Genomic DNA, 23,265 nt, shown 5'->3' on the forward strand with positions numbered 1-23,265 from the left:
GGGGTCGCCACCCGTGTCGGACGGGGCCCCGAGACAACCTGATCGTGATCCGGAACATCTCCTCTCACAAGCCCGCACCACACCGGTGCGGGACGGTGAACGAGGAGCTGCCGGAGCATGGCCCGACGCCCCATCCGCCCCATCCGCCCGATCCGCCTTCGCGGGCTCCGTGTCGACTACCCCCGCCGGGGAAGAAGCAACTGGCGCCGCTGGGTCCCTTCGTGGCGGCAGGTGCTGAGCGTGATCCTGCTCGGATCCGGAGCGCTGGCCGGGCTGTTCGCCGGGGTCTACGCATCCGTCGACATCCCGGACGAGAACGCCGAGGCGCGCAGGCAGGGCACCGTCTACTACTGGGCGGACGGCAGCCAGATGGTGAGCGTGGGCGCGGTCGATCGGCAGAACGTCACGCTCGCCGACATACCCGATTCGGTGGAGCACGCGGTCATCGCCGCCGAGAACGAGACCTTCTACTCCGACCCGGGGGTATCGGCGAAGGGGATCGCCCGCGCGGCCGTCAGCATGGTCAAAGGCGGTGAGACCCAGGGCGGCTCCACCATCACCCAGCAGTACGTGAAGAACACCTATCTCAGCCAGGAGCAGTCGGCCACCCGGAAGTTCAAGGAGTTCTTCATCTCGCTGAAGCTGAGCAACAAGCAGAGCAAGAAGGAGATCCTCCAGGGATATCTGAACACCAGCTGGTTCGGCCGCGGCGCCTACGGCATCCAGGCAGCGGCGCACGCGTACTACGGAATCCCCGCGAAGGATCTCGACCCCAGCCAGGCGGCGCTGCTCGCGTCCCTGCTCAAGGGGGCGGAGCAGTACGACCCCGCAGGCGGCAAAGGCAACCACGAACGCGCCGTCGCCCGCTGGAAGTGGATCCTCGACCGTCAGGTGGAGATCGGCGCGATGACGAAGGCCGAGCGGGCCGCGTACCAGAAGTTCCCCGAGCCGAGGCCGGCCGCCAAGCCGACCAGCCTCGGTGGCCAGACCGGCTATCTCGTCGACATCGCCAACAAGTACATCAAGAAGCGCTCGGGCCTCACCGACAAGGACCTCTTCCGGGGCGGCTACCGGGTGCACACCACCTTCGACAAGGCCAGGGTGGGGCAGCTGGAACGGGCCGTGCGGAGCGTGCGCAAGCGCGACCTCGACCCCGAGAAGCGCCCCGAGGACAAGTACGTGGAGGTCGGCGCCGCATCCGTGCGGTCCGACGGGGCCGTGGTCGCGGTGTACGGCGGAGCCGACGCGGTCACCCACTTCGCCAACAACGCCGACACCGCGGGCGTCCCTGTCGGCTCGGCCTTCAAGCCCTTCGTGCTGGCAGCGGCCCTTCAGCACGGCGACGGGATCACCCTGGACAGCGGCTACGACAGTGAGGGGCGTCTGATCAAGGACGGCCCCTACGCGGCGCCCCCCGCCCCGCCGGGTGCCGGTCCCGGCCAGGTGATGGTCACGGCGCCGACGACCCTGCGCGATGCGCTGGTCAAGTCGTCCAACGCAACCTTCGCGCTGCTCGGCAAGGGCATCGGGCTGAAGAAGGTGAAGGAACTGACGGTATCGGCCGGGCTGCACGAGGAGAGCCTGGCCCGCCTGGACAAGTCCTTTCCCCTCGGCACGTCCACACCGAGCGCGGTCAGGATGGCGGACGCGTACACCGCCTTCAGTAACGACGGTATGAGGGCCGATCCCTACTCGGTGACCAGGATGACCCGGGACGGCGAGGCGGTCGAGGGCTTCGGGAAGCCCGAGCCGCGGCGCGCGATGGACGCCTCGGTGGCCAACGATGTGAACGACACCCTGGGGATGGTGGCCTGGACGCGGCTGAGCCGGGACGGGAAGTTCGCCGCGTTCGCCAGGCCCAAGGCTGCCGACGACCTCTCGGCGGGCGCGACCGGCGAGGACGACCGGATGAAGTCGGCCTGGTTCATCGGCCACAGCAAGGGGCTGACCACGGCTGTCACGATGTTCCGCAGCAAGCCGGGCACCCCTCAACTGCTGGGAATGCAGGGCGTGGGCGGACCCGATTCGGGGCGCGGCAATGTCTTCCCGCTCCGGATCTGGAGCGCCTACGCCATGGGGACGTAGGCCCACCCCCGTTCGCGATCCCCCCCGACGAGGGGGTCGGACGGTCGCGGGGCGGCCCGACCAGCACAATCCACCTCGCCGGTGAAGGCGGCTGCCGCCCCTTGGTCCTTCTGCTCACGCAGGGCCGGTGGGGCGCCGCCCTGCAGATGATCGAGAGCCCGGTCACCCCGTCCTGACGCCCCTGGACAACGCCCCTCACCGCCCAAGTGGGCGACCACGCCGGGGCCGTGCGGGGCGCCCGCACGGCCGGGGCGCTGTCGGTGGCGGTCACCACGGGCCCGTGCGACGCGGAGGAGCTCCGGGCGGCGGGGGCGGATGTCGTGTTGTCGTCGCTGACGGAGTTCCCGTCCTGGCTGGACGGGTACGCGGTGTGGGCCTTCCGGCGGGAGCAGGAGCGGGAGCGTGTGCTTTCACCCACGTCCGTCGCCCCACCCGTCCTGGGCCCGCTCCTCCGTCTTGGCCGCGCACTCCACCCAGAGCAGCTTTCCGCCCTGCCCCGGCAGTCCGGTCCCCATGGGGTACGCACCCCAGCTCTCGGCGTAGAGGGTGACGAGGTACAGCCCCCGTCCGCGCTCGGCGAGCTCCGCCGGGGCTTCGGCGCTCCATTGGAAGGGGGCGGGGATGTGCGGGTTGGTGTCCCAGACGCTCAGCCGGATACGACTGCGCCCGGCGTCGCGCAAGCGGAGGGAGTACGGCCCTGAGGAGTGCAGGTAGGCGTTGGTGACGAGCTCGCTCGCCAACAGTTCGGCGATCTCGGTGAGTTCGCGCATGCCGTGGACGCGCAGGATGGTGCGGAGGGTGGAGCGGGCCACGCCGGGGGCGCGGGGATCCTGCGGGAGTTGGAGGGTGTATGTCCAGGGCGGGGATACCGTGGCACTGGCCATGGAAGTCTCCGTTCACGGAGGGAAGTTGAATCACGGGTTTCCGGTTGTCCGGTGACGAGGCCGCTCCGTCGAGCGGGGTACTTCCGGGCGGGTGGCCTGGATCCAAATTAGCGGCACGCGACATAAAATATTTGCGAGATCGGCAATCGGTTGAGATATGCACTCGTGTGAGTGACGTTGCCAACATGTTCCTGATTAAGGAGAGTTGACACATGGCGTCCAGAAGCACCCCCGGCGTGCGACGCCTGCGCCTTGGGGTCGAGTTGCGTCGGTTGCGAGAACGCGCTGGGCTCACGGCCACTGAGGGCGCCCGGCTGCTCGGCATCAGCCAGGCCCAGCTCAGCAACATCGAGGCGAGTCGCTTCGGTGTGAGCGCGGAACGGCTGCGGGCAATGGCTCGCAACTACCGCTGCTCGGACTCCGCATACGTCGCAGGGCTGCTCGATCTCGCCGGGGAACGCTCATCGGGCTGGTGGGAGACGTTCCGCGAGGTCCTGCCCTCCCCTTTGCTGGACATCGCGGAACTGGAGCACCACGCGACCGGGCTGCGGTCCGCCAACACGTCCCATGTCCCGGGTCTCCTCCAGACCACGGACCATGCTCGCGAGATCTTCCGGCAGGTGGTGCCGGAGTTCTCTCGTTCGGACATCGAGCACCGCGTGAGTCACCGACTTCAGCGCCAGGTCCTCCTCGACCGACCGAGCCCGCCAACGTACCGGGCAGTCATTCATGAAGCTGCTCTCCGCGTGCCGGTTGGCGGCTCGGTCATCGCCAGGAACCAGCTTCGGCATCTGCTTGAGCAGGGCGAGCGGGAACACATCACGATCCAGGTAATCCCGTTCGCCATCGGCGCCTATCCCGGATCCGGGCAGACCATCCTGTACGTGCACGGCTCGGTGCCCCGCCTCGACACGGTTTCGCTGGATCAGTCACACGGCCCTGTCCTGGTGGATGCCGAGGCGGAGTTGGAGGCCTACCGTCTCCTGCTGGCACGCATGGAGGCCGTGGCGCTGGCGCCGGACAAGTCCCGGGACTTCATCCACAGTCTGATTGCCGACCAGTGAAGGAACCGGATATGCACCAGCACCCATGGCAGAGGTCCTCGTACTGCGGGCAGGGCGAATCCTGCCTACACGTCGCCGCGAGCAACAGCACAGTCAGCCTCACCGAGAGCAGCGACCCCACCGGGGCGATACTCCGCACCACACCCGCCGCCTGGGCCGCGCTCGTGCGCACCCTCAAGGAGAACCGCGCCCATGGCTGACATCCCCAGCGGCCTCACCTGGATCCGCGCCGCCCCCGAGGGCGAGGAGGGCCCCGGCCCCTGGATCGAGATCGCCTTCGGCCCGGACGAACTCGTCCACCTTCGGGAGACCGGCGACCCCGAGAACGTCGTGACGACGACCATGACGAAATGGGACGCCTTCACCAAGGGCGTCCTGGCCGGGGAGTTCGACCACTTCGCCGAGCTCGACGGCGAGGGCACGGTGGCCCCGGCCTGACCTCACCGGACAACGCCCCCTCATCGTCCAGCGTGGGCGACCACGCCGGGGACATGCGGGTCGCCCGCACGGCCGGGGCACTGTCGGCCGCGGTCGCCACGGGCCCCTGCGACGTGGAGGATCTCTGGGCGGCGGGCGCGGACGTCGTCCTGCCGACGCCCCTCCTGGACCTTGCGGAACTGGAACACCATGCCGAATGGTTGCGCAGCACCTCCTCGACATGAGCGAGCCGGACCACATTCGTGCTCCGGCTCCCCGAACAGATGCCGCCGTGCCTGGCAGTGCTCCTCGGGCGATCACGGCGATTTGGCAGAATCGGGCCGGACCGGATATCGCAAGTTGCCGTCAGCAGAAGGAACGTGCGGGCCGGCAGCCGACAGGATGCGCCCGTCGAACCAGACGGGCAAGACAGCTAGGAAGTCGCCATGGATCGATACCCGGCGGACCGCGTCGACTACCACGACGACGGCCTCAACTACCTGGACGATGTGCCCTTCACCGGGGTCGCGTTCACGGAGAAAGATGGCGCCCTCAAGTCCGAGGCGACCTACCGGGAGGGCCTGCGATGGGGGCCCACGAAGGAGTGGTATCCGTCGGGGCAGCCCATGGCGGACTCGACGTTCGCACGGGGGGAGCTGCATGGACGGGCCCGGGAGTGGCACAGGAACGGGCAGCTCGCAGAGGACGGCGAGTACGAGTACGGCATTGCGTTGTGGGCGAAGCAGTGGGATGAGAACGGTGTCCTCGAGGACGACTACGTGCTTACGGAATCCGACTCGGACCATCAGGCGCTGCTGCACTTCCGGGCGCTCTACGGCGGAGCGGCGTGACCGTGACAGGGCTGCCGCTCACGTGTCCTTCATGCGCGGCTGGAGTGTGCCTCGATGGCGTCGTTGATCTCGGGCCAGAGTTCGCGGGGGCGGTCGTGACCCATATCGGGGATCAACAAGAGCTTCGCTCCGGGCACGAGATCTGCGGTGCGTTCCCCGCCGCTGGGGTCGATCAGTGTGTCGTCCAGGCCATGGATCACCAGGGTCGGGACCCGAAGCTCCCGGAGCGCATGTGCGCGGGAACCACTGAGGATCAGCGCTCCGAGTTGACGTCCGACTCCGGCTGGGTAGTACGCGCGGTCGTAACTGTTGGCAGCCAGTTCACGAAGGGCTGCGGGGTCGCCATAGCGCTTGGAGGCCCATACCAGGTCTCTCTCCGCCGCTGCGATGTATCCCTCACGGTCCGCCGGCTTCGGACTGGAGATCACCGCCTGGGCTTCGGGAGTGGACCGGCCGTATTCGGGTTCGCCGGTCGAGGACATCATCGACGTCAGGGTCAGCACCCGCGTCGGCCGGCTGATGGCCATCATCTGGGCGAGCATTCCGCCCATTGAGGATCCGACCACGTGAGCTCGTTCGATTCCGAGCGCCGTGAGCAGGGCGAGGCCGTCGTCGGCCATGTCCTGAACCGTGTAGGGAACCATTGCGAGAGCGGACGGAATGTCTCCCGAGCTCACAGTGTCGATGAGTCGGCCCGTATCGACGGGATGACCATCGAACTTGGTGGACAGCCCGCAGTCGCGGTTGTCGTACCGGATCACGTAGCGGCCACGATGGGCGAGTGCGCGGCAGAAGTCCTCGTGCCAGGCGATCATCTGGGCGCTGAAACCCGTCACGAGCAGGACAGGTGTGTCGGAGGGGTCACCGAAGGTCTCGTACGCGATGGACACTCCGGGCGAGACTTCAACAATCGGCATGCTTGGAGTTTCCCAGCTTCGGCTGTCGGAGCGCACCCAGAATATCGGCGGCGCTTGACCTTCACGTCCTTCACTCAGGTCGCCGAAACCCTGCTCACTCCTCCTGCCGGGCGCCGTTCAGGTGATCGTTGAGCTGCTGGAGGCGCTGCCAGGCGGCGGGGTCGGTGCCGTCGCCGAGTGCGTAGTGCAGAGCGGGCCGGGTGGCCGGGCCGAGCCGGGCAGGCGTGATGCCGTCAAACACCCAGTGGTCCTGGTCGAGGCCGCGGTCGGCCACAGCGTCGGGGCCCAAGGTGAGGCCGACAGGTACCGGGGGCGGCTCGTAGTGGGCCGGGGTGGTCAGATCCGCGCGTGCGGTGCGGAGTTGGCTGATCATCGTGGCGAGGTTGCGCCCGGTCGCCAGGGACTCGGCCAGCTCGGGCAGGGCGTCCACCGGAGTGCTCTGGTCTGCATCGCAGCCGATGGCCAGCGTGATGTGCTCCTCGACGCCGGCCTGAGTACGGGCCGTGCGCACGGTGGCGATCGCCGGGCGGTCGGGCGCGCCGACGGCGACGATCCAGGTGGGCAGGGACTGTTGGGCGCGGGTGCGCGCCAGGTCGGTCAACTGTCGTGGCGACCAGGGGACGTTGATGGGTTCGGAGGTGGCCCACCCGGCGGGCGGGGCCCCGGTGAGCGTGCGCCATGCCTGCTCCAGAGCGCCGCCCAGGACGAGCCGCTCGTCAGCCGGGTGGATCGTGCGGATGGAGAGCAGCAGCTGCCGTTCTCCATCGGCGCCGGGGCGGGGGCGGAAGGCGTCCGCGATCCGGGGGCCGTCGCCGACGACCGGGACGAATCGCTCGCTGTGCCAGTGCAGCACGGCTCCGGAGAGCCCGTCGTAGTAGCCGCACTCGGGGTCGCGCACGACCCAGCGGGAGGGCAGCCCGTCCAGCAGTGTGCGGGCGGGGAAAGTGAGCCGGGTGCCGGGCGGGGTGACGAGTTGTAGTTCCCGCCCGGTGCGGACCGTGTTGCGCACCACGTCGGTCAGCCAGGTCGTGGCAGCGACGACGGGGCGGCCCTGGATGACGACGGCGGCCCTGTCGGTGAGCATGTCGACACCCATGGGGGCCGCCTCTGTGACGGCGCCTGCGAGATCGGTCACGACATCGGTATGACCGGCCTCGCGCGGCCAGACAGTGCCACCGTGCACAGCCGCCAGGCGCCCGGCGACGGACCCGGCCAGCCGTCCTGCCTCCTCCATAGCCGTGGTGGCCCGCGCCTCGGTCCACCAGACGGGCGACTCCGCATCCACGGCCGGTCCGAGCAACCGGCTGACCTCACCCGGCACTTGGACGTACCGGGGTGCTTCGAGCGACACCAGTGCCTGCCCGGCAGCGGTGCACAACTGAACGACGGACCCACCACCCGCCCGGTTCACGAGCAGATCGGGGCCACCGGCGTGCAACCCGGCAAGCAGCGTCTTGGTGTCCGGCATCTGCGGGGTGAGGGCTATGACGTCCTGAGTCATTGGCTGCTTCCTGGCACGAGAAATGGGGGGTGCGGGGCAGGTGTCAGTACCGACCCGACAGCTCTTCCAAGGCGTCCAGGGACGATGCCCCCTGGGGGGTGTCTTCAGCGATCACGCCGATCTCGGGTCGGGTCGGGCACTTGGCCAGCCAGTCCAGTGCCGCGAGCGGGGCGAGCCCTCGGTCGTGCGCTTCTCGCAAGCTCAACAGCCAAGCCGCTCCCACGTCGAACGCCTCGTCTCCGGCCGCAGTCCGAGGTACATAACCGGCGGCGGCGTCACCGACGGAAGCCCAGACGAAGCCGAGCGTCCGCCCGTCCCGCTGAATGGTGAAGTACCGGACCGGGTGCTCGGTGATCTGCTCGTACTCGTCTTCGGACTGTGGAATACGGGACTGCAGCAGATCTGCCCGGTTGAGGCCTTCGAATGTCCCCCAGGAATCGTCGTAGGCAGGACCCCTGCCCCTCAGGTCCTTGAAACCGGTCTCGTTTGGTGCCGCGTGGCGATTCTCGTCCCCGGGTTCGGGCGCACTGCCAAGCAGTGCCGAGACGCCCTGCAGCGCGGCAGCGAGCCGGGGAGCGTTCGCCGCGTACACCTCGGGCTGTTCTCGGTCGCGTGTGTCCATCGTCAGCCAGGAATCGGAGTAAGTCTCCAGCGTCAAGGAGAGCAGGCTTCCGCCCCAAACCTCCAGATGGATGGCGAACAGCTTCTCCGCGCGATGCTTGACCCCTGATTCCAGCCAGAGACCGGGACATTGGATTCGGACAATGACGAGATGGTTGCCCTCAAGTGCGTCTGCCTGCGCCACAGCTCGCGAAAGGTCCGTTCCGGGGCGGAGGGGCTCGGGCTCCAGATCCAGGCCGCGGAAATCGATGAGAACGTTCCGCTTATCCTCCATGGATAGAACCGACAGTCCAACTTTTCCTACGGGAACTGCAAGCTCGTTGGCGGCCAGGATGCCCCAGACCGCCAACGCGATTTCCGCCGCGCGAGCAGGCTGAAATCGACCGGTGTTCGGCCTGATTTCCCAATTCCATTCGCCAACAAGGCCTGAGGTGATCACAAAATGTCCTTGGGGTCGAGCTTGCTGCCGGGCGGGATCACGAGATTTCCATCCTCCAGGCGTATGACAAATGCGAGGCCCTCCCCCTTCGGCCCGCGCCCGCCGCGATGGATGTCCATCAGGGCATCGTACGAGCCGTTGGAAATCCAGTCTGCGAGAGTCCCTCGGCCACCGTCCACGAGCAGCACATGGTGGTCAGCTTCTGCTCTCGCCAACTGAAGCAAGTTATGGCCTCTGGTGATTTCGCTGACCGGATCCATGGGGTCGTTGAGGTGCTTCATCTGGTAGGCGTAGACGGCACCGGACTCGTCCTTGATGCGGATGTCCATGTCGGCACCGACCGGAACCTTCTGCTCAAAGTCGATGGAGTGCGCGGGCACGCCGCTCCTGACCAGGTCGTCTGCGAAGATGAGCTGGTCGGCACTAGGTTGGAACATTTGTTCCCTTTTTGCCCCCAAAGATGATATGACCTGCCCGAACTTGTCGCTTTGATTGAATTGCCCAGAGGCGATGACATCAGCGACCCGCTGGCCGTCGGGTTCCGAAGCGAGCCGGTCGAACACCCTGTCAAGGACATTGGGCTTCGGTCGTTCCTTGCCAGGGATTCCCTTGATCGCGTCACGAATGCGTTGTTCTGTCTCACCCCCGCGAACCATGGGTTGTCCATCGCCGTCCGGCGACGGACCGTCAGGCGTCGCGGGAACATCCCCGTCGGACCCACCGCGGCCGCCAGAGCCATGGGATGCGCCCGCTCCGTCCGGGGCTCCGTCGTTGGGGTGGCCGTCCGCGCCTCCGTGTTCCCCACCCTGCCCCTCACCCAGTGGATCAGCGTGATCACCATTTCCGCCGGGTGTGTCACGGCTCGCCTGTGGCGACCTGTGGTCGTCCGCGCGTGCCGAGTTCTCGCCTGTCCGAGCGCCCACACCGACCGGTTCGCGCTCGCCCTGCGGCCCGCCGACTCCCCGTTCGGCTGCCGAGGGTTCGTGCTTGGCCGGGTCCAGGTGGGGCTTGCCGTCCCGGTCGAGCGGGATGAAGTTGCCGTCCTTGTCGACCCGATAGCGGTCGCTGAGGTCGAGGGCGCCGTCCGGGAACTTCGTCTTCGGTATCTGGAGGTGGTCGCTGACGTTGGCCAGCACCTGGGAAACCTTGGGCAGGTCCGAGAGCGCCTTGGCGGCCTTGAAGGCGCCGCCGAGCGGGTCGAGGGCATCGCCGATCTTCGCCATGGTGCCGGCCGCCTTCGCGAACGTGCCGCCCTTGCCGAGCTTCGAGGCAGCGGCCAGCGGGCCGGAGGCGAGCGTGAGCAGGTTGAAGGAGACCACGGCATGGGCGCGGGCGGGATCCTCCTCCCACATGTCGTACGCGATGAACTGCTTGCCGAACTCCTTCGCGTACGCCTTGCTGTCGCGCTGCCAGTCGGACAGGTGCTCGTCCTGGCCGAACAGGTCCATGCCGTAGGCGTAGCCGCCGACGGCGGTGCGCTTGAGGCCGTCCCAGGCCTGGTCACGTTCTTGCTCCCCGTGGAAGCCGATCAAAGTGCCCAGGCCGTCGATGCCGCCCCAGATGCTGTCCTTGGCGATGCCGTCCCACGCCCAGCTCTTGGCGCCGTGCCCCCACCACTCCAGGCTCCAGCGCTCGTAGGTACGCTCTTCGGGGCTGCCCCACGGCAGATCCTTCACGTCCTTGAGCGCGTCGGCGGTCTGGCCGTACATGCCGAGTCCGTGCGTACCGTCGTCCACGACCCACTGCGGGCGGCACACGCCCGGACTGATCGCGTTGATCTTGTTGGCGGCGTTGCGCTCTGCCTCCTGGAAGCCCTCACGCGCCGCCACCACGCCATCCAGCAACGCCTGATGCGCGTCGGTCTTGCTCTGGTCCTCGGTCCAGTCGTCATCGCCCCGGACACTGTCGACAAAGGTGAACGCGTCCAGCTTCAACTGCCCCAGCCGGTCCGCGTGCGGCTTGGCCTCGAAGATGAACGTGTCCAGGGCATCGGCCAGCGCCTCGATGTCCCCGGCGAACTCCTCCGCCGTGTCCATCACCGGCTGCGTGGAGGAGAACAGCTTGTCGGCCTCGGGAGCCTTGTAATAGGCGGCCGTCGCCTGGAAACGGGAATGAACGTCCTTCCCGCCCGTCCGAATGCCCGCGGCGTGCGTACGCAGACTGGACGCGGCCTTCTCCAGCTGACCGAAGTCACCCGTGTACTGCGGTATCCCACCCGGTTCGATCACGCCCGCTACTCCCCGCCCCGGTGGCCGGGCTTCTGCCCGACCGCCCTGATCTCGGCGGGGGTAGGGGCCTTGGCCGCGTCGCGCTGGGCCTGGGCGGCCATGGCGAGGTCGCCCTCGATGTACTCGGTGGTGGCCTTGACCGTGCCGTCCATCGACTTCTTCGTCCGGGCCGCCATGAACCTGATCCGTTGCTGGGTGTCGGACACGAAGTTCGCCACCGCGGCACCGACCGGCCCCGCGGGCGCTTCACTGCAGTACGGACCACTGATCGTCCCCGCGTGCAGTGCGGCGTCCTCCACGCTCTCGCCGTAGCCCCTGACGTCCTTGCTCAGGTCCTCGGCGGCAAGCCCCACCAACGACAGAATGGACTCCACCCCACTCGGCCTGATGTCCCACCCCGTCATGCCAACCCCCCGGCCGATACGTTCGTCGACTGCCCTCAGTGACACGCATGCCACTGAGGGCAGGATCTTCATCTGTATCAAGGCACTCGTAGCATTGGCAACGCACTTCAAGCCAAACGCGGATCGCGTTGAGCGCGCAGCGTTGTCGTCGGGATGGTGCGACGACCGAGAACCAGCGCCGGATGAGCAGCTCGCGCCGCACTCCCCGTCCCTTTCCGCTGTCCCGCGTGACGGTGGTCGGGCGGCCGGGTCGGACGGTCTTCGGTGTTTGCGGCAGGGAAGATGCCTCGGGGGCGCCCCGCCCTACCGCTTCGGTGACCCGGCCCGCACCGAGCGCACCACGCCCGCCGCGGCGATCAGGAAGCCGACGCCCATCAGCATGCACAGCGACCACGCGATGGACGGAAGCGGATGGGTTCCGAGGAACAGCGGGGCCATCGTGGCCAGCGTGGCCAGTGCGCCGATGAAGAAGACGATCGCGCCGATCCGGACGAGCCGGTCACCTGCGCCAGAAGGAGTAGTGCTCACCCCGCCAGGGTAGTTCCCGACACGGATGACGCACCCCACGGCAGGCGGCGCGCACAAGCATGCACCGTTTCTGGACAGCAGTCCGGATGACCAGGCTTGACGAGGGGTACTTCACCTGGGGAGGCTTCTGCCAGCAGGGGAGCACCACCACTGGATAGCCTGACCTGCTGAGGCTTGTTCCGGCATACGGGTTGAGATGGGGTGCGTGCTTTGCCGACTGGCAAGGTCAAATGGTTCAACAGCGAGAAGGGCTTCGGCTTCCTCTCCCGCGACGACGGCGGTGACGTCTTCGTGCACTCCTCGGTGCTTCCCGACGGCGTCGAGGCACTCAAGCCCGGCCAGCGCGTCGAATTCGGCGTCGTCGCAGGTCAGCGAGGAGACCAGGCACTCTCGGTGGCGATCCTGGACCCGACCCCGTCCGTCGCGGCCGCACAGCGCCGCAAGCCGGACGAGCTCGCGTCCATCGTGCAGGACCTGACCACCCTGCTGGAGAACATCACGCCGATGCTGGAGCGCGGCCGTTACCCCGACAAGGCGGCCGGCAAGAAGATCGGCGGCCTGCTGCGCGCGGTCGCCGATCAGCTCGACGTCTGACCCCGGCCTCCCGGCCGATCTCAGACGAACGACAGCGCATCCGGGCCGAGGGGCGGTACCAGCCCCTCGGCCGCGGCGCGGGTCAGCAGTCCGCGGATCGCCGCGTAGCCGTCCTCGCCGAGGTCGGCGGTGAACTCGTTGACGTACAGCCCGATGTGCTGGTCCGCCACGGCCGGGTCCATCTCCTGCGCGTGCTCCAGCACGTAGGGCCGTGACGCCTGAGGGTCGTCCCAGGCCATCCGTACCGAGGTGCGCACCGACTCGGCGAGCAGCTTCAGCGTGTCCGAGCCCAGCGACCGCTTGGCGATGATCGCGCCGAGCGGGATCGGCAGCCCGGTCGTCTCCTCCCAGTGCCGGCCCATGTCCGCGAGGTTGTGCAGCCTGTAGTTCTGGTACGTGAAACGGGCCTCGTGGATGACGAGACCGGCGTCGACCTTCCCGTCGCGCACGGCGGGCATGATCTCGTCGAACGGCATGACGACGATGTCGCCGACCCCGCCCGGCACCACTTCCGCCGCCCAGAGCCGGAACAGCAGATAGGCCGTGGAGCGCTCACTCGGCACGGCGACGGTCCTGCCCGTCAGATCCGTGCCCGCCTCCTTCGTGAGGACGAGCGGTCCGCAGCCCCGACCCAGCGCCCCGCCGCACGGCAGCAGCGCGTACTCGTCGAGCACCCAGGGCAGCACCGCGTACGAAACCTTGAGCACGTCGAGTTCGCCACGCTCGGCCATTCCATTGGTGATGTCGATGTCGGCGAAGGTGACATCGAGGGCGGGCGCGCCGGGGACCCTTCCGTGCGCCCAGGCGTCGAAGACGAAGGTGTCGTTCGGGCACGGAGAGAAAGCGATGTGCAACGGATTCGACGGGTTACGAGTCGTTTCGTTCATGGTGGGTCCAACCTTCCAGTACAGGGATGAGCTTCCCGAACGCCCCGGTGAGTGCGGCCAGCGCGTCGCCGATGCGCCAGGCGTCCCGGTCACGCGGGCCGACGGCGTTGGAGACCGCCCTCAGTTCCAGCACCGGTACGCCCGTCCGTTCGGCGGCCTCGGCGACACCGAAGCCCTCCATGGCCTCGGCGGCGGCCCGAGGGTGCGCGGACAGCAGGGCGGCGGCGCGCTCGGCGCTGCCGGTCACGGTGGAGACGGTGAGGATCTCACCGGTGAGCGCGCCGGTGGCGGCGGCCACGTCCCGTACCAGCGACCGGGGCGGGAGGTACCGGTCACGGCCGAAGCCGAGTGCGGTGACGGGTACGAAGCCCTCGGGAGTCTCCGCGCCCAGATCCGCGGCGACGATTCTCCTCGCGACGACGAGCGAGCCGACCGGGGCCACGGGCGCGAATCCGCCGCCGATCCCGGCCGAGACGACGAGGTCGTACGGCCCGGAGGCAAGGCCGAAAGCCGTCGCGGCGGCCGCGGCGGCCGGTCCGGCACCGCCCGCGAGGACATCGACGACGACGTTGCGGCCGCCGGGGGCGTCGACGCGGTGGAGCCGAGCGCCCGGCACCTCGCGCGCGGCCACCTCGGACACGTCCCCGAACGCACGCGTGACCGCGTCCCGTTCTGCTGGGACAGCGGTCACGACGAGCACACGCACGGGGCGAATCCTCCGAGGTCAGGAGGGGGAGGAGCGAGGGTCAGGAGGTCTTCTTCAGCTCGAAGTGCCAGATGCCGGTGAGCTTCTTGCCGGTGGTCTCCACGATGCTGATCTGCGTCTTGTTGCTCGTGGTCTCGCCGGTCTGGCTGGAGAAGAAGGCGCTGCCCGGGATGGACCGGTAGGTCTTCTTGTACGGCTCCTGCTCGGCCTGCTGGCCGTTGATGAACAGCGTCCAGCCGTTGTCCGCGATCTCCGGGTCGACGCCGAAGCGGACCTTGTCGTCCATCGCGACCTCGACGGACTTCTCCGCCTTCTTGTTGAGGCAGCCCTGGATCTCGGACTCCTTGAGGGCCTTGCCGTCGTTGTAGCAGGAGGCCTCGGTGCTCACCACGGTGCCGCCGACCGTTACGGTCGCGAGCGGCGTCGGCTTGTCGCAGGCGGAGAGGACAAGGAGTCCCGCGGACACGGCACCAAGAGCGACGCCGATTCGACGGCCCTTACCGGAGAAGAACGCAACGGTCATGGGCCGAAGGCTATCGGTCGCTCCGGCTCACGCCACGCGGGGGTGCGGCGAGCCGCGTCGCGCGGCGCTCAGCAGCCCCCGTACGGACGTGGCGGCGCCCAGGGTGAGGATGCCCGAGGCGACCGACATGCCCAGTACGCCGTTGAGGGGGAGGGCGATGCCGATACCGCCGCCGATCACCCACGCCATCTGGAGCACGGTCTCGGACCGGGCGAACGCGGATGTCCGTACCTCTTCGGGCACGTCGCGCTGGATCATCGCGTCGAGCGAGAGCTTCGACAGGGCCTGGGTGAAGCCCGCCGTCGCGCTGAGCGCGGCGACCATGACGGTGCTGAAGAAGAGCGCGGCGAGCACGGCGACGCCCAGGGCCAGGGCCAGTACCGAGGCGACGATCATTTCGGGGCCGCGAGCCCGGAGCCAGGCGCCGACCGCCGTGCCGAGCGCGTTGCCGGCACCGGCCGCCACGCCCACGATGCCGAGCGAGACGACGGCGCTCTGCCCGGCGAGCGGCTGCTCGCGCAGCAGGAACGCCAGGAAGAAGATCAGGAAGCCGGAGAGGGCGCGGTGCGCGGTATTGGCCTGGAGCCCGTTCAGTACGGACGGCCCCACGGACCGCAGCCCCGGCCGCTTCTCGCTGTTCTTCTCGCGGCCCTTCGCCTTCCCGTTCGCCTTCCCGTTCCTCTTCGGTTCGGGCCGGGGGCCGTCACGCCGTACGGCGGCACCAGCTGGGCCTTCCGCTCGCCCTTCGAGGAGTCGACCTTGCGCGGCAGCGTGAAGGCGAGGACGGTCCCCCCGATGAAGATCACGCACGCGCCGTACAGCGGCCAGGCGGACCCGATGGTGTGCAGCCCCGCCCCGATCGGGGCGGCGATCCCGGTCGCCAGGAGTCCGGCCAGGGTGACCCGGGAGTTCGCCTTCACCAGGGAGAAGCGGGGTGGCAGCAGACGTGGCACGACAGCGCTGCGTACGACTCCGTACGCCTTCGAGCAGACCAGGACGCCCAGCGCGGCCGGATACAGCTCCAGGCTGCCGGTGGCGACCGCGCCCGCCATGGTGAGCGCGAGCACCGCACGGGCCAGCATCGCACCGGCCATCGCGGCGCGGCGGCCGTGCGGAAGATGGTCCAGGAGCGGGCCGATCACGGGTGCCAGGAGGGTGAAGGGCGCCATGGTGACGGCGAGGTAGAGGGCGACGCGGCCGCGGGCCTCGTCCGTCGGTACGGAGAAGAACACCGTCGAGGCGAGCGCGATCGTGATCATCACATCGCCCGCGCCGTTCACGGCGTGCAGTTCGATCAGTTTGCCGAGCCCGGACTCCCCGGCGCCGTGGGCGTGCGTCGCCTTCCGGATTCCTCTCGCGGTGCCGGTGAACGGGGTGCGGAGGGCATGACCGATCGTCCGGCCCGTCCTGCGGAGCGGGCCGGAATCCTTGTGCGACCTGGCGGAAGTCACTTCGTCATAGTGCCCCAGTCACTGCGGTGACGAACCGGGTTCGGTGAGGGGCACGGTGCACTCCGCCCTGTCGGGTCAGTGGTCCGCCCGGTCCGGGCACGGCCTGCCCGGACCGGGCAGGCCGGCGATTGTGACGGTTCCGAGGCGGACTTTGCACGGGACGCGACGCCGGATACGGCCTTGATTGGGACGGGCAGGTGGGCGGGGGGCGGCGGAGAGGGTAGCGTGCGTAGCGCGCCACCGGCGGTTGTTCTCGGCCGCGCGCCTATCGGCGATCCCGCAGAATGGATAGCAGAAGGTGCGCCCGAGGCAGGCACAACGGGTGTGGACGTCGACGCGGCCCTCAGGTCCGCTCCGCCCGCATCCGTCATGGCCGAATCGATGGATGTGCTGGCGCGCTCGTGAGACTGGCGTAGGAGAGAAGCGAGACCTGTGAGTGCTGCGACGACGCGAAGCCGTACGGCCCGTACCCCCGTTCCCGACCGTCTGTGCGCCGAGGCGGTAGACCTCGCCCGCGCTGCGGCCGAGGAAGCAGCCGCGCCGGGGGTCGTCGGTGAGCATGTGGCCGTGGTCTCCGAGGGGGACCGGGTCGTCACGCACTTCTTCGAGTGCGAGGAGCCGGGCTACCGGGGCTGGCGTTGGGCGGTGACCGTCGCCCGGGCGTCCCGCGCGAAGAACGTCACCCTCGACGAGACGGTGCTGCTGCCCGGCAGCGACGCGCTCCTCGCTCCGGAGTGGGTGCCGTGGAGCGAGCGGCTGCGTCCCGGGGACATGGGGCCCGGCGATCTGCTGCCCACCGAGGCGGACGACATCCGCCTGGAGCCCGGCTACACCGGCGAGGACGAGCCGCCGCCGAACTCCGTGGTCGCCGAGGTGTCACGTGAGATGGCCGACCTCGTCGACGCGGAGGACGCCGAGCTGACGACGCGCCCCGCGACGACGAGCCGGGGCTCGATGGCGGCGGTCGCGGAGGAGCTCGGCATGCGGCGGGCCCGGGTGCTGTCGCGGTACGGGCTGCACACGGCGGCCGACCGGTGGGACGAGGCGTTCGGTGCGAAGACGCCGATGGCCCAGGCGGCTCCGGCGTCCTGTGTCACCTGCGCGTTCCTGGTGCCGTTGGCGGGTTCGCTGAAGCAGGCGTTCGGGGTGTGCGCGAACGAGTTCGGTCCGGCGGACGGGCATGTGGTGTCGCTGTCGTACGGGTGCGGTGGGCATTCGGAGGCTGCGGTGATGCCGAAGCCTCCGAAGCCGGCGCCGCATGCGCTGGACACGATGCAGGTGGACGAGTATCCGTTGCGTCCGGCGCGGGACTCGGGCTCGGTCCCGGCGGAACCGGACGGCCCGACGGAGGACCTCGGCCACTCCTGACGGGGAGGGCGGGGCTCCCGGGCCTTCCGGGCGCGCCCGGAAGGCAAGCCTGCGGGCCCGCCCGGCGAACCGTTCTGTCCTCAATCGCCGGACGGGCTTGACTGTGCCGCTCGGGCTTGATTCCGCTGCCCGGGTACACCCGATTTCGCTGTCCGGGTACACCCGGCTCGTCCGGGCAAACCCCAGGCCGTCCACGTCGCCCCCGCGTGGAGCGCCGTTCGCGACACCCCGTCCGGCGAGAGGACCCGGTACCTTCAGGCGCACACTGGCGGCACGGGCAACGCGTAACCGGAAAGAGCGGAGTCAGAGCGTGAGCATGAATGCGACCGAGGGGGCCGACCCGTTCGGGACCGCACGGCTGCGACGCGGCGTGCTCGACGCCTGGGGCGCCGGCCCTGCCAGATTCCGCGAGGACGCCAACGCCGAGGAGGACCTCGCGCTCGGCGGCTACCGCGACCGCCTCGTCGTCGAGCTGGCCCAGAACGCCGCCGACGCCGCCGCCCGCGCACAGGTCCCCGGCCGGCTCCGCCTCACCCTGCACCCGGCGACCGCTGACGCCCCCGCCGCACTCGCCGCCGCCAACACCGGCGCCCCCCTCGACGCCACCGGCGTGGAATCGCTCTCCACCCTGCGGGCCTCCGCCAAGCGCGAGGGTCACGAGGGGGCCGTCGGCAGGTTCGGCGTCGGGTTCGCCGCCGTGCTCGCGGTGAGCGACGAGCCCGCCGTCGTCGGCCGGCACGGCGGCGTCCGCTGGTCCCTCGCCGAGGCCCGCGACCTCGCCGCGAAGGCGGCCTTCGCCAGCCCGGGGCTCGGCGACGAGCTCCGCCGCCGCGACGGCCACGTACCCCTGCTGCGGCTCCCGCTGCCCGCCGAGGGCACCGCACCCGACGGGTACGACACCGTCGTCGTCCTCCCGCTGCGCGACGGCGGTGCCGAGGACCTCGTGGTCCGGCTGCTCGACGCGGTCGACGACGCGCTCCTGCTCACCCTGCGCGGCCTCGACGAGATCGTGATCGAAACCCAGGACACCGTACGGACGTTGCGCCGGTCGCAGCACGGCCCGTACACCCACGTCGAGGACTCCGCGCACGGTACGCACCGCTGGCGCACCGTCACCCGGCACGGCCCCGTCGAACCCGCCCTGCTGGCCGACCGGCCCCGCGAGGAACGGCTGCGCCCGCACTGGTCGGTCACCTGGGCGGTGCCGGTGGACACGGAAGGCGCCCCGGTACGCCCCCGCACCGTCCCCGTCGTCCACGCGCCGACCCCCACCGACGAACCCCTCGGTATTCCCGCTCTGCTCATCGCGTCGCTGCCGCTCGACACCACCCGCCGCCACTTCGCACCGGGACCGCTCAGCGACTTCCTGGTGCAGCGCGCGGCCGATGCGTACGCCGAGCTGCTCGCCGACTGGCAGCCGGTGTCCATCGACACCATCGACCTCGTCCCCGGACCGCTCGGCAAGGGCGAACTGGACGGCGCCCTGCGCGGCGCGATCCTGGAGCGGCTGCCGCGCGTCGCGTTCCTGGAGCCTGCCGCCCCGCGCGCCGCCACCACCGAAACGGACCGGTGGGACACCTGGGACGCGCAGGCGGACGGCATCCGCGAGACCGCCACCACAGCGCTGCGCCCCATCGAGGCCGAGGTGCTGGAAGGCGTGGGCGCCGAGACCGTACGGGTGCTCGCCGAGGTCTTGCCGTGCCTGCTGCCCGCCGGGCTGGAGCGCCGCAGCGAACTGCGCACCCTCGGTATCGCCCGCGTCCCGCTGACCGAGGCGATCGACCGTCTCGCCGGTCTGGAGCGCGACCCCGGCTGGTGGCGGCGGCTGTACGACAGCCTGTCCGGCATCGACCCGGACCGTCTCTCCGGGCTGCCCGTCCCGCTCGCCGGTACACCGGAAGCACCGGACACCGAGACCCCGACCGCCCCCCGCACCGCCATCGGCCCCCGCCAGGTCCTCCTCCCGTTCCCCGACGCGCTCACCGGCCCCGTCCTGGGCCGCCTCGCCCGGCTCGGGCTGAAGGTCGCGCACCCGGACGCCGCCCATCCGCTGCTGGAGAAGCTGGGCGCCCTGCCCGCCACGCCCCGCGCCGTGCTGACGACCCCGCAGGTGCGGGCAGCCGTCGCCGGATCGCTGGACGCGGGCGAGATCTGGGACGAGGACGCACTGGACGCCGAGGAGCTCGCAGAGACCGTCCTCACCCTTGTGCGGGACGCGGAACTGGCACCGGGTGACGAGCCCTGGCTCGGTGCCCTCGCCCTTCCCGACGAGGACGGCGAACCGGCACCTGCCGGTGAACTCGTGCTGCCCGGCAGCCCGTTCGCGGCCATCATGCGAGAGGGTGAACTGGCGCTCTGCGACCAGGAACTCACCGACCGCTGGGGCGAGCAGCCGCTCACAGCCTGTGGTGTGCTTGCCACCTTCGCCCTCGTACGGGCCGCCGATGTCGTCCTGGATCCGGACGAACTGGAGCCCCGCGAGGGCGACTTCGCCGAACCCGACGACGCCGGGCTGCTCGACGCCGTGGACGTGTGGTGCGAGGACATCCTCGACCAGTTGCCCGACACTCCGGTGCCGCCGGTCGCGACCGAACTCGTCGCCGTTCGCGACCTGGACCTCGTCGACGACGACGCCTGGCCGCAGGCGCTCGCCCTGCTCGCACAGCCACCGTTGCGCGACGCGCTGACCCAGCCGGTGCGGGTGCTGCTGCCCGACGGCACGACGCGGTCCGTCCGCCCGTACACGGCCTGGTGGCTGCGCGACCACCCCGTGCTCGACGGCCGCCGCCCGGCCGGTCTGCGGTCCGCGGGCGGCGACCCGCGGCTGGACGGACTGTACGACTCCGCCGACGCGACCGGCTTCGACGACGCCCAGGTGCTGCGTGCCCTCGGCGTACGGACGTCCGTGACCGCCCTCCTCGACGAGCCGGGCGGCGCCGCCGAACTCCTCGGCCGGCTCGCGGACGGGGACCGTGTGGTCGGCCCCGTACAACTGCACTCCCTGTACACGGCCCTGGCCGATCTCGACCCGGAACAGGTCACGCTGCCCGACGAATTGCGGGCCGTGGTCGACGGCGAGGTCCGGGTCGTCGACGCGGCGGACGCCGTGATCGCGGACGCCCCGGATCTGCTGCCGCTCGCCGGAGGACTCCCGCTGCTCCCGGTCGCCCCGACACGCGCGGCCGATCTGGCCGAGCTGTTCCAGGTGCGCAGGCTCGGCGAGAGCGTCGAGGCGGAGGTGACGACGGAGGGCGAGGAGCACCAAGTGCCGGATTCGGTGCGGGTCCTGCTCGGCGCCGGAACCCCGGACGCGTACATCGAGCACGTCGAACTGCGCGCGGGCGGCGTCGAACTGGACTGGCGCCACACCCCCGACGGGACCGTGCACGCCGCCACGCTGGAAGGCGTCGCTGCGGGCCTGGCCTGGGCGGCGGGGCAGTGGCCGCGCCGCTTCGAGGTCGCGGCACTGCTGGAGGACCCGTCCCGTACGGAGGAACTGGCCCGGGACCGCTGGTTCGACTGACCGGCCGGTGAGGGGCCCGAGCACATCCGTGCCGGAGCCCGGGGCACCTGCACAAGAAATCCCCAACAGGCGCACAACCGTTCACATGTCCCGATGGTCTCTCCTGTGAAGCCATCAGGCTTCACAGACGATCTCGGGCCTGTGGGCGGACGACCTCCGCGGGCCCCCTTCTCCTGTTGGGGAATGAACATGCGCATTCGTGCCACCGTGGCCGCCGTAACCGGCGCCCTGGCTCTCTCCGCCCTTGTCATTCCGTCGGCGGCTCAGGCCGACGACGCGCACCGCTCGACCGTCAGCGACGTCGCGCGTGCCGCTCAGTCCACCGCCGCTGCCGGCTCCGGCGCCAAGTCCGGCGCGCGCTCCCTCGCGGCCGAGAGCACCCCCGGTCAGCTCGACCTCACCTTCTCCAAGTTCACGGTGAACGGCGGCAAGCCGATCGCCGTGGGCACCACCGCCACGAAGACCGTGCCGACCACGTTCACCGTGACGCACGCCGCCGATGTGAACATCTTCGCCTCGGACTTCAAGCTCGATGTCAACCTCTACCGTGGCTCGTTCGATGCTCCGACGAACGAGCTCTACGGCGATGTCGACCCCACCTGCAAGGCCGTGTCCTCCACGGTCGCCACCTGCAAGGGGCAGATCGCCATCTGGCCGCAGTACGACCTGATCGGCAACGCCGACGCCACGACGTGGAAGGCGACGGGCTTCGCCGTCGATTTCAACGGCGAGGACCCGATGAACCCCGACGTCAGCAAGATCGGCTTCGCGCTGCAGGACGGCCTGGGCACCACCCGTGTGCAGCGGCTGTCGAAGCTGACGGTGAACGCCGCTCCGGAGCCCGTGAAGAAGGGCGGGACGATCACGGTCACCGGCAAGCTGTCGCGGGCGAACTTCGACGACCTGAAGTACCACGGCTACGCCACGCAGCCGGTGAAGCTCCAGTTCCGCAAGAAGGGCAGCTCCACGTACACCACGATCAAGACGATCAAGTCGAGCAGCACCGGCACCCTGAAGACCACGGTCAAGGCGTCGGTCGACGGTTACTGGCGCTACAGCTTCGCCGGTACGTCCACCACCCCGGCCGTCTCGGCCGCGGGTGACTTCGTAGACGTGCGGTAATTTCCGTCGCGCCACATGCACCACTTCGGGCCGTGCCCGGGGACGGCTTTCGTTCCCGGGCACGGCCCGCCGCGTGGGTCGCCGCGTTTCTCACTGCGGGACGACACACTAGAACTCCACTGTGCGTACAACCCTTCACATGCGTAAGAGGTCTGGTCTTTCGAGTCAGCAGACTCTCAGACCCAACGGCCCCGCCCGGGTCGCACCACGTACCCGCGGGGCCCCTTTCTCCACTGGGGAAACATATGCGCATTCGTGCCACTGTTGCTGCCGTCTCCGGCGCCCTGGCCCTGTCCGCTCTTGCCGTTCCGGCCGCCCAGGCGGGCGACCACTCTGCTGCGAACCTGCACAAGCCGACGTCGGGTGCCGAGGTCTTCGGCACCGCCGCCAAGGGATCGTCGAAGGCCGCCGCGGCCACCCGCGCGGCCACGGCGGAACCCGTCATCTCGAAGGTCGTCGTCAACGGTGGCAAGGACATCGTCCTGGGCACCACCGCTTCGAAGACGATCTCCGTCTCGGTCACCGCGTCGCACGCGTCCGGTGTCGTCGACGCCTATGTCGACCTGTGGCACGGCACGGACCCGTCCTCCGAGAACACCATCGACGGGGCCATCCTGCCGAACGACCCGGCGAAGTGCACCAAGGTCAACGCGACGACCTCGACCTGCAAGCTGACCTTCACGGTCTACCCGCGCTACGACCTGTACAAGAACTCCCTGGCCGGCACCTGGCACGTCAGCGCGGGTGCGCTCGCCGGTAACGAGACCGACATCGCCTTCACCGACTTCTACAGCACCGCCCGCGTGCAGCGGCTGTCGAAGCTGACGGTGAACGCCGCCCCGGAGCCCGTGAAGAAGGGCGGGACGATCACGATCACCGGGAAGCTGTCTCGGGCGAACTGGGAGGACCACGCGTACCACGGCTACACCGGGCAGTCGGTGAAGCTCCAGTTCCGCAAGAAGACCAGCTCCACGTACACCACGATCAAGACCATCAAGACGAACAGCACCGGCAACCTGAAGACCACGTCCAAGGCCACGGTCGACGGTTACTGGCGCTACAGCTTCGCCGGTACGTCCACCACCCCGGCCGTCACGACCGCGGGCGACTTCGTCGACGTGAAGTAGTAGTTCCCGAAGCAGTTCCCGCGTA

21 protein-coding genes and 3 pseudogenes are annotated in these 23,265 nt (G+C 69.5%); 13 read left to right on the forward strand and 11 right to left on the reverse strand.

Annotated elements, in window-relative coordinates:
• Positions 1–117: 117 nt before the first annotated feature.
• From GA0115254_RS37795 to GA0115254_RS46960, 3 genes and pseudogenes are all read left to right on the forward strand, one after another.
• Positions 118–2,085, forward strand: coding sequence for a transglycosylase domain-containing protein (locus tag GA0115254_RS37795; RefSeq protein WP_093899776.1), 1,968 nt, complete (start codon positions 118–120; stop codon positions 2,083–2,085).
• Between the two features lie 23 nt (positions 2,086–2,108).
• Positions 2,109–2,240, forward strand: a pseudogene (locus GA0115254_RS43570) (IS5/IS1182 family transposase); the annotation flags it as partial.
• A 51-nt stretch (positions 2,241–2,291) separates the two neighbouring features.
• Positions 2,292–2,450 (forward strand): annotated as a pseudogene (locus tag GA0115254_RS46960) (HAD family hydrolase); the annotation flags it as partial.
• A 45-nt stretch (positions 2,451–2,495) separates the two neighbouring features.
• On the opposite strand, the gene GA0115254_RS37805 reads toward GA0115254_RS46960, so the two are convergent.
• Positions 2,496–2,969: an ATP-binding protein gene (locus GA0115254_RS37805; protein ID WP_093899777.1), complete on the reverse strand. Its 474-nt coding sequence runs from the start codon at positions 2,967–2,969 to the stop codon at positions 2,496–2,498.
• Between the two features lie 212 nt (positions 2,970–3,181).
• On the opposite strand from GA0115254_RS37805, the gene GA0115254_RS37810 reads away from it, so the two are divergent.
• From GA0115254_RS37810 to GA0115254_RS37830, 5 genes are all read left to right on the forward strand, one after another.
• The gene (locus GA0115254_RS37810; protein WP_093899778.1) at positions 3,182–4,033 is read left to right on the forward strand and encodes a helix-turn-helix domain-containing protein; all 852 of its coding nucleotides are present in this window, start codon (positions 3,182–3,184) and stop codon (positions 4,031–4,033) included.
• 11 nt (positions 4,034–4,044) lie between these two features.
• Complete coding sequence (locus GA0115254_RS37815) at positions 4,045–4,233, forward strand: DUF397 domain-containing protein (protein WP_093899779.1); 189 nt, start codon at positions 4,045–4,047, stop codon at positions 4,231–4,233.
• Entirely contained in the window at positions 4,226–4,471 is a 246-nt protein-coding gene (locus GA0115254_RS37820; protein WP_093899780.1) for a DUF397 domain-containing protein, read from the forward strand. Before GA0115254_RS37815 ends, GA0115254_RS37820 begins: the two co-directional genes overlap by 8 nt.
• A gap of 32 nt (positions 4,472–4,503) precedes the next feature.
• Positions 4,504–4,695: an HAD family hydrolase gene (locus GA0115254_RS46965; protein WP_370741014.1), complete on the forward strand. Its 192-nt coding sequence runs from the start codon at positions 4,504–4,506 to the stop codon at positions 4,693–4,695.
• 201 nt (positions 4,696–4,896) lie between these two features.
• Positions 4,897–5,301 (forward strand): toxin-antitoxin system YwqK family antitoxin, encoded by a 405-nt coding sequence (locus tag GA0115254_RS37830; protein ID WP_093899781.1) that lies wholly within the window; start codon positions 4,897–4,899, stop codon positions 5,299–5,301.
• Between the two features lie 29 nt (positions 5,302–5,330).
• Here GA0115254_RS37830 and GA0115254_RS37835 read toward each other — a convergent pair whose 3' ends face one another.
• The 6 genes from GA0115254_RS37835 to GA0115254_RS37860 all read right to left on the reverse strand — a co-directional run bounded on the left by GA0115254_RS37835 (position 5,331) and on the right by GA0115254_RS37860 (position 11,939).
• Positions 5,331–6,218: an alpha/beta fold hydrolase gene (locus GA0115254_RS37835; RefSeq protein ID WP_093899782.1), complete on the reverse strand. Its 888-nt coding sequence runs from the start codon at positions 6,216–6,218 to the stop codon at positions 5,331–5,333.
• A gap of 94 nt (positions 6,219–6,312) precedes the next feature.
• Entirely contained in the window at positions 6,313–7,719 is a 1,407-nt protein-coding gene (locus GA0115254_RS37840) for a DUF6177 family protein (RefSeq protein ID WP_176740456.1), read from the reverse strand.
• Between the two features lie 43 nt (positions 7,720–7,762).
• Entirely contained in the window at positions 7,763–8,779 is a 1,017-nt protein-coding gene (locus tag GA0115254_RS37845) for a hypothetical protein (RefSeq protein WP_093899783.1), read from the reverse strand.
• Positions 8,776–10,815 carry a hypothetical protein gene (locus GA0115254_RS37850; RefSeq protein ID WP_141720982.1) on the reverse strand — a complete coding sequence of 680 codons (2,040 nt, stop codon included), beginning with the start codon at positions 10,813–10,815 and terminating at the stop codon, positions 8,776–8,778. Before GA0115254_RS37850 ends, GA0115254_RS37845 begins: the two co-directional genes overlap by 4 nt.
• Before the next feature lie 197 nt (positions 10,816–11,012).
• Entirely contained in the window at positions 11,013–11,411 is a 399-nt protein-coding gene (locus GA0115254_RS37855; RefSeq protein WP_093899785.1) for a DUF6507 family protein, read from the reverse strand.
• Between the two features lie 303 nt (positions 11,412–11,714).
• Positions 11,715–11,939 carry a hypothetical protein gene (locus GA0115254_RS37860; protein ID WP_093899786.1) on the reverse strand — a complete coding sequence of 75 codons (225 nt, stop codon included), beginning with the start codon at positions 11,937–11,939 and terminating at the stop codon, positions 11,715–11,717.
• A 210-nt stretch (positions 11,940–12,149) separates the two neighbouring features.
• Here GA0115254_RS37860 and GA0115254_RS47295 point away from each other — a divergent pair, with 210 nt between their 5' ends.
• The gene (locus GA0115254_RS47295) at positions 12,150–12,533 is read left to right on the forward strand and encodes a cold-shock protein (RefSeq protein WP_093899787.1); all 384 of its coding nucleotides are present in this window, start codon (positions 12,150–12,152) and stop codon (positions 12,531–12,533) included.
• A 20-nt stretch (positions 12,534–12,553) separates the two neighbouring features.
• On the opposite strand, the gene GA0115254_RS37870 is transcribed toward GA0115254_RS47295, so the two are convergent.
• The 4 genes and pseudogenes from GA0115254_RS37870 to GA0115254_RS37885 all read right to left on the reverse strand — a co-directional run bounded on the left by GA0115254_RS37870 (position 12,554) and on the right by GA0115254_RS37885 (position 16,100).
• Complete coding sequence (locus GA0115254_RS37870) at positions 12,554–13,420, reverse strand: 1,4-dihydroxy-6-naphthoate synthase (RefSeq protein WP_093899788.1); 867 nt, start codon at positions 13,418–13,420, stop codon at positions 12,554–12,556.
• Positions 13,401–14,126, reverse strand: a complete 726-nt coding sequence (locus GA0115254_RS37875; RefSeq protein WP_093899789.1) for a futalosine hydrolase — start codon at positions 14,124–14,126, stop codon at positions 13,401–13,403. The genes GA0115254_RS37870 and GA0115254_RS37875 overlap by 20 nt, the downstream gene beginning before the upstream one ends.
• 40 nt (positions 14,127–14,166) lie before the next feature.
• Complete coding sequence (locus GA0115254_RS37880) at positions 14,167–14,649, reverse strand: DUF2771 domain-containing protein (protein ID WP_093899790.1); 483 nt, start codon at positions 14,647–14,649, stop codon at positions 14,167–14,169.
• A gap of 27 nt (positions 14,650–14,676) precedes the next feature.
• Positions 14,677–16,100 (reverse strand): annotated as a pseudogene (locus GA0115254_RS37885) (MFS transporter).
• A gap of 432 nt (positions 16,101–16,532) precedes the next feature.
• Between GA0115254_RS37885 and GA0115254_RS37895 the strand changes: the two are divergent.
• The 4 genes from GA0115254_RS37895 to GA0115254_RS37910 all read left to right on the forward strand — a co-directional run bounded on the left by GA0115254_RS37895 (position 16,533) and on the right by GA0115254_RS37910 (position 23,240).
• On the forward strand, positions 16,533–17,468 hold the full coding sequence (locus GA0115254_RS37895) for a DUF3027 domain-containing protein (protein ID WP_093899791.1): 936 nt from the start codon (positions 16,533–16,535) through the stop codon (positions 17,466–17,468).
• A 316-nt stretch (positions 17,469–17,784) separates the two neighbouring features.
• Positions 17,785–20,991: a sacsin N-terminal ATP-binding-like domain-containing protein gene (locus GA0115254_RS37900; protein ID WP_093899792.1), complete on the forward strand. Its 3,207-nt coding sequence runs from the start codon at positions 17,785–17,787 to the stop codon at positions 20,989–20,991.
• A 189-nt stretch (positions 20,992–21,180) separates the two neighbouring features.
• Entirely contained in the window at positions 21,181–22,113 is a 933-nt protein-coding gene (locus GA0115254_RS37905; protein WP_093899913.1) for a hypothetical protein, read from the forward strand.
• A gap of 245 nt (positions 22,114–22,358) precedes the next feature.
• On the forward strand, positions 22,359–23,240 hold the full coding sequence (locus GA0115254_RS37910; protein ID WP_093899793.1) for a DUF5707 domain-containing protein: 882 nt from the start codon (positions 22,359–22,361) through the stop codon (positions 23,238–23,240).
• Positions 23,241–23,265: the final 25 nt, after the last annotated feature.

Source organism: Streptomyces sp. Ncost-T10-10d, from assembly GCF_900091955.1.
Lineage (GTDB): Bacteria > Actinomycetota > Actinomycetes > Streptomycetales > Streptomycetaceae > Streptomyces.

Coding starts and splice junctions, on each gene's coding strand:
- GA0115254_RS37850 (WP_141720982.1), bottom strand. CDS start 10,815: ATGGACACGGCGGAGGAGTTCGCCGGGGACATCGAGGCGCTGGCCGAT.
- GA0115254_RS37900 (WP_093899792.1), top strand. CDS start 17,785: ATGAATGCGACCGAGGGGGCCGACCCGTTCGGGACCGCACGGCTGCGA.
- GA0115254_RS37810 (WP_093899778.1), top strand. CDS start 3,182: ATGGCGTCCAGAAGCACCCCCGGCGTGCGACGCCTGCGCCTTGGGGTC.
- GA0115254_RS37840 (WP_176740456.1), bottom strand. CDS start 7,719: ATGACTCAGGACGTCATAGCCCTCACCCCGCAGATGCCGGACACCAAG.
- GA0115254_RS37820 (WP_093899780.1), top strand. CDS start 4,226: ATGGCTGACATCCCCAGCGGCCTCACCTGGATCCGCGCCGCCCCCGAG.
- GA0115254_RS37870 (WP_093899788.1), bottom strand. CDS start 13,420: ATGAACGAAACGACTCGTAACCCGTCGAATCCGTTGCACATCGCTTTC.
- GA0115254_RS37910 (WP_093899793.1), top strand. CDS start 22,359: ATGCGCATTCGTGCCACTGTTGCTGCCGTCTCCGGCGCCCTGGCCCTG.
- GA0115254_RS37905 (WP_093899913.1), top strand. CDS start 21,181: ATGCGCATTCGTGCCACCGTGGCCGCCGTAACCGGCGCCCTGGCTCTC.
- GA0115254_RS37795 (WP_093899776.1), top strand. CDS start 118: ATGGCCCGACGCCCCATCCGCCCCATCCGCCCGATCCGCCTTCGCGGG.
- GA0115254_RS37830 (WP_093899781.1), top strand. CDS start 4,897: ATGGATCGATACCCGGCGGACCGCGTCGACTACCACGACGACGGCCTC.
- GA0115254_RS37880 (WP_093899790.1), bottom strand. CDS start 14,649: ATGACCGTTGCGTTCTTCTCCGGTAAGGGCCGTCGAATCGGCGTCGCT.
- GA0115254_RS37815 (WP_093899779.1), top strand. CDS start 4,045: ATGCACCAGCACCCATGGCAGAGGTCCTCGTACTGCGGGCAGGGCGAA.
- GA0115254_RS37835 (WP_093899782.1), bottom strand. CDS start 6,218: ATGCCGATTGTTGAAGTCTCGCCCGGAGTGTCCATCGCGTACGAGACC.
- GA0115254_RS37855 (WP_093899785.1), bottom strand. CDS start 11,411: ATGACGGGGTGGGACATCAGGCCGAGTGGGGTGGAGTCCATTCTGTCG.
- GA0115254_RS37805 (WP_093899777.1), bottom strand. CDS start 2,969: ATGGCCAGTGCCACGGTATCCCCGCCCTGGACATACACCCTCCAACTC.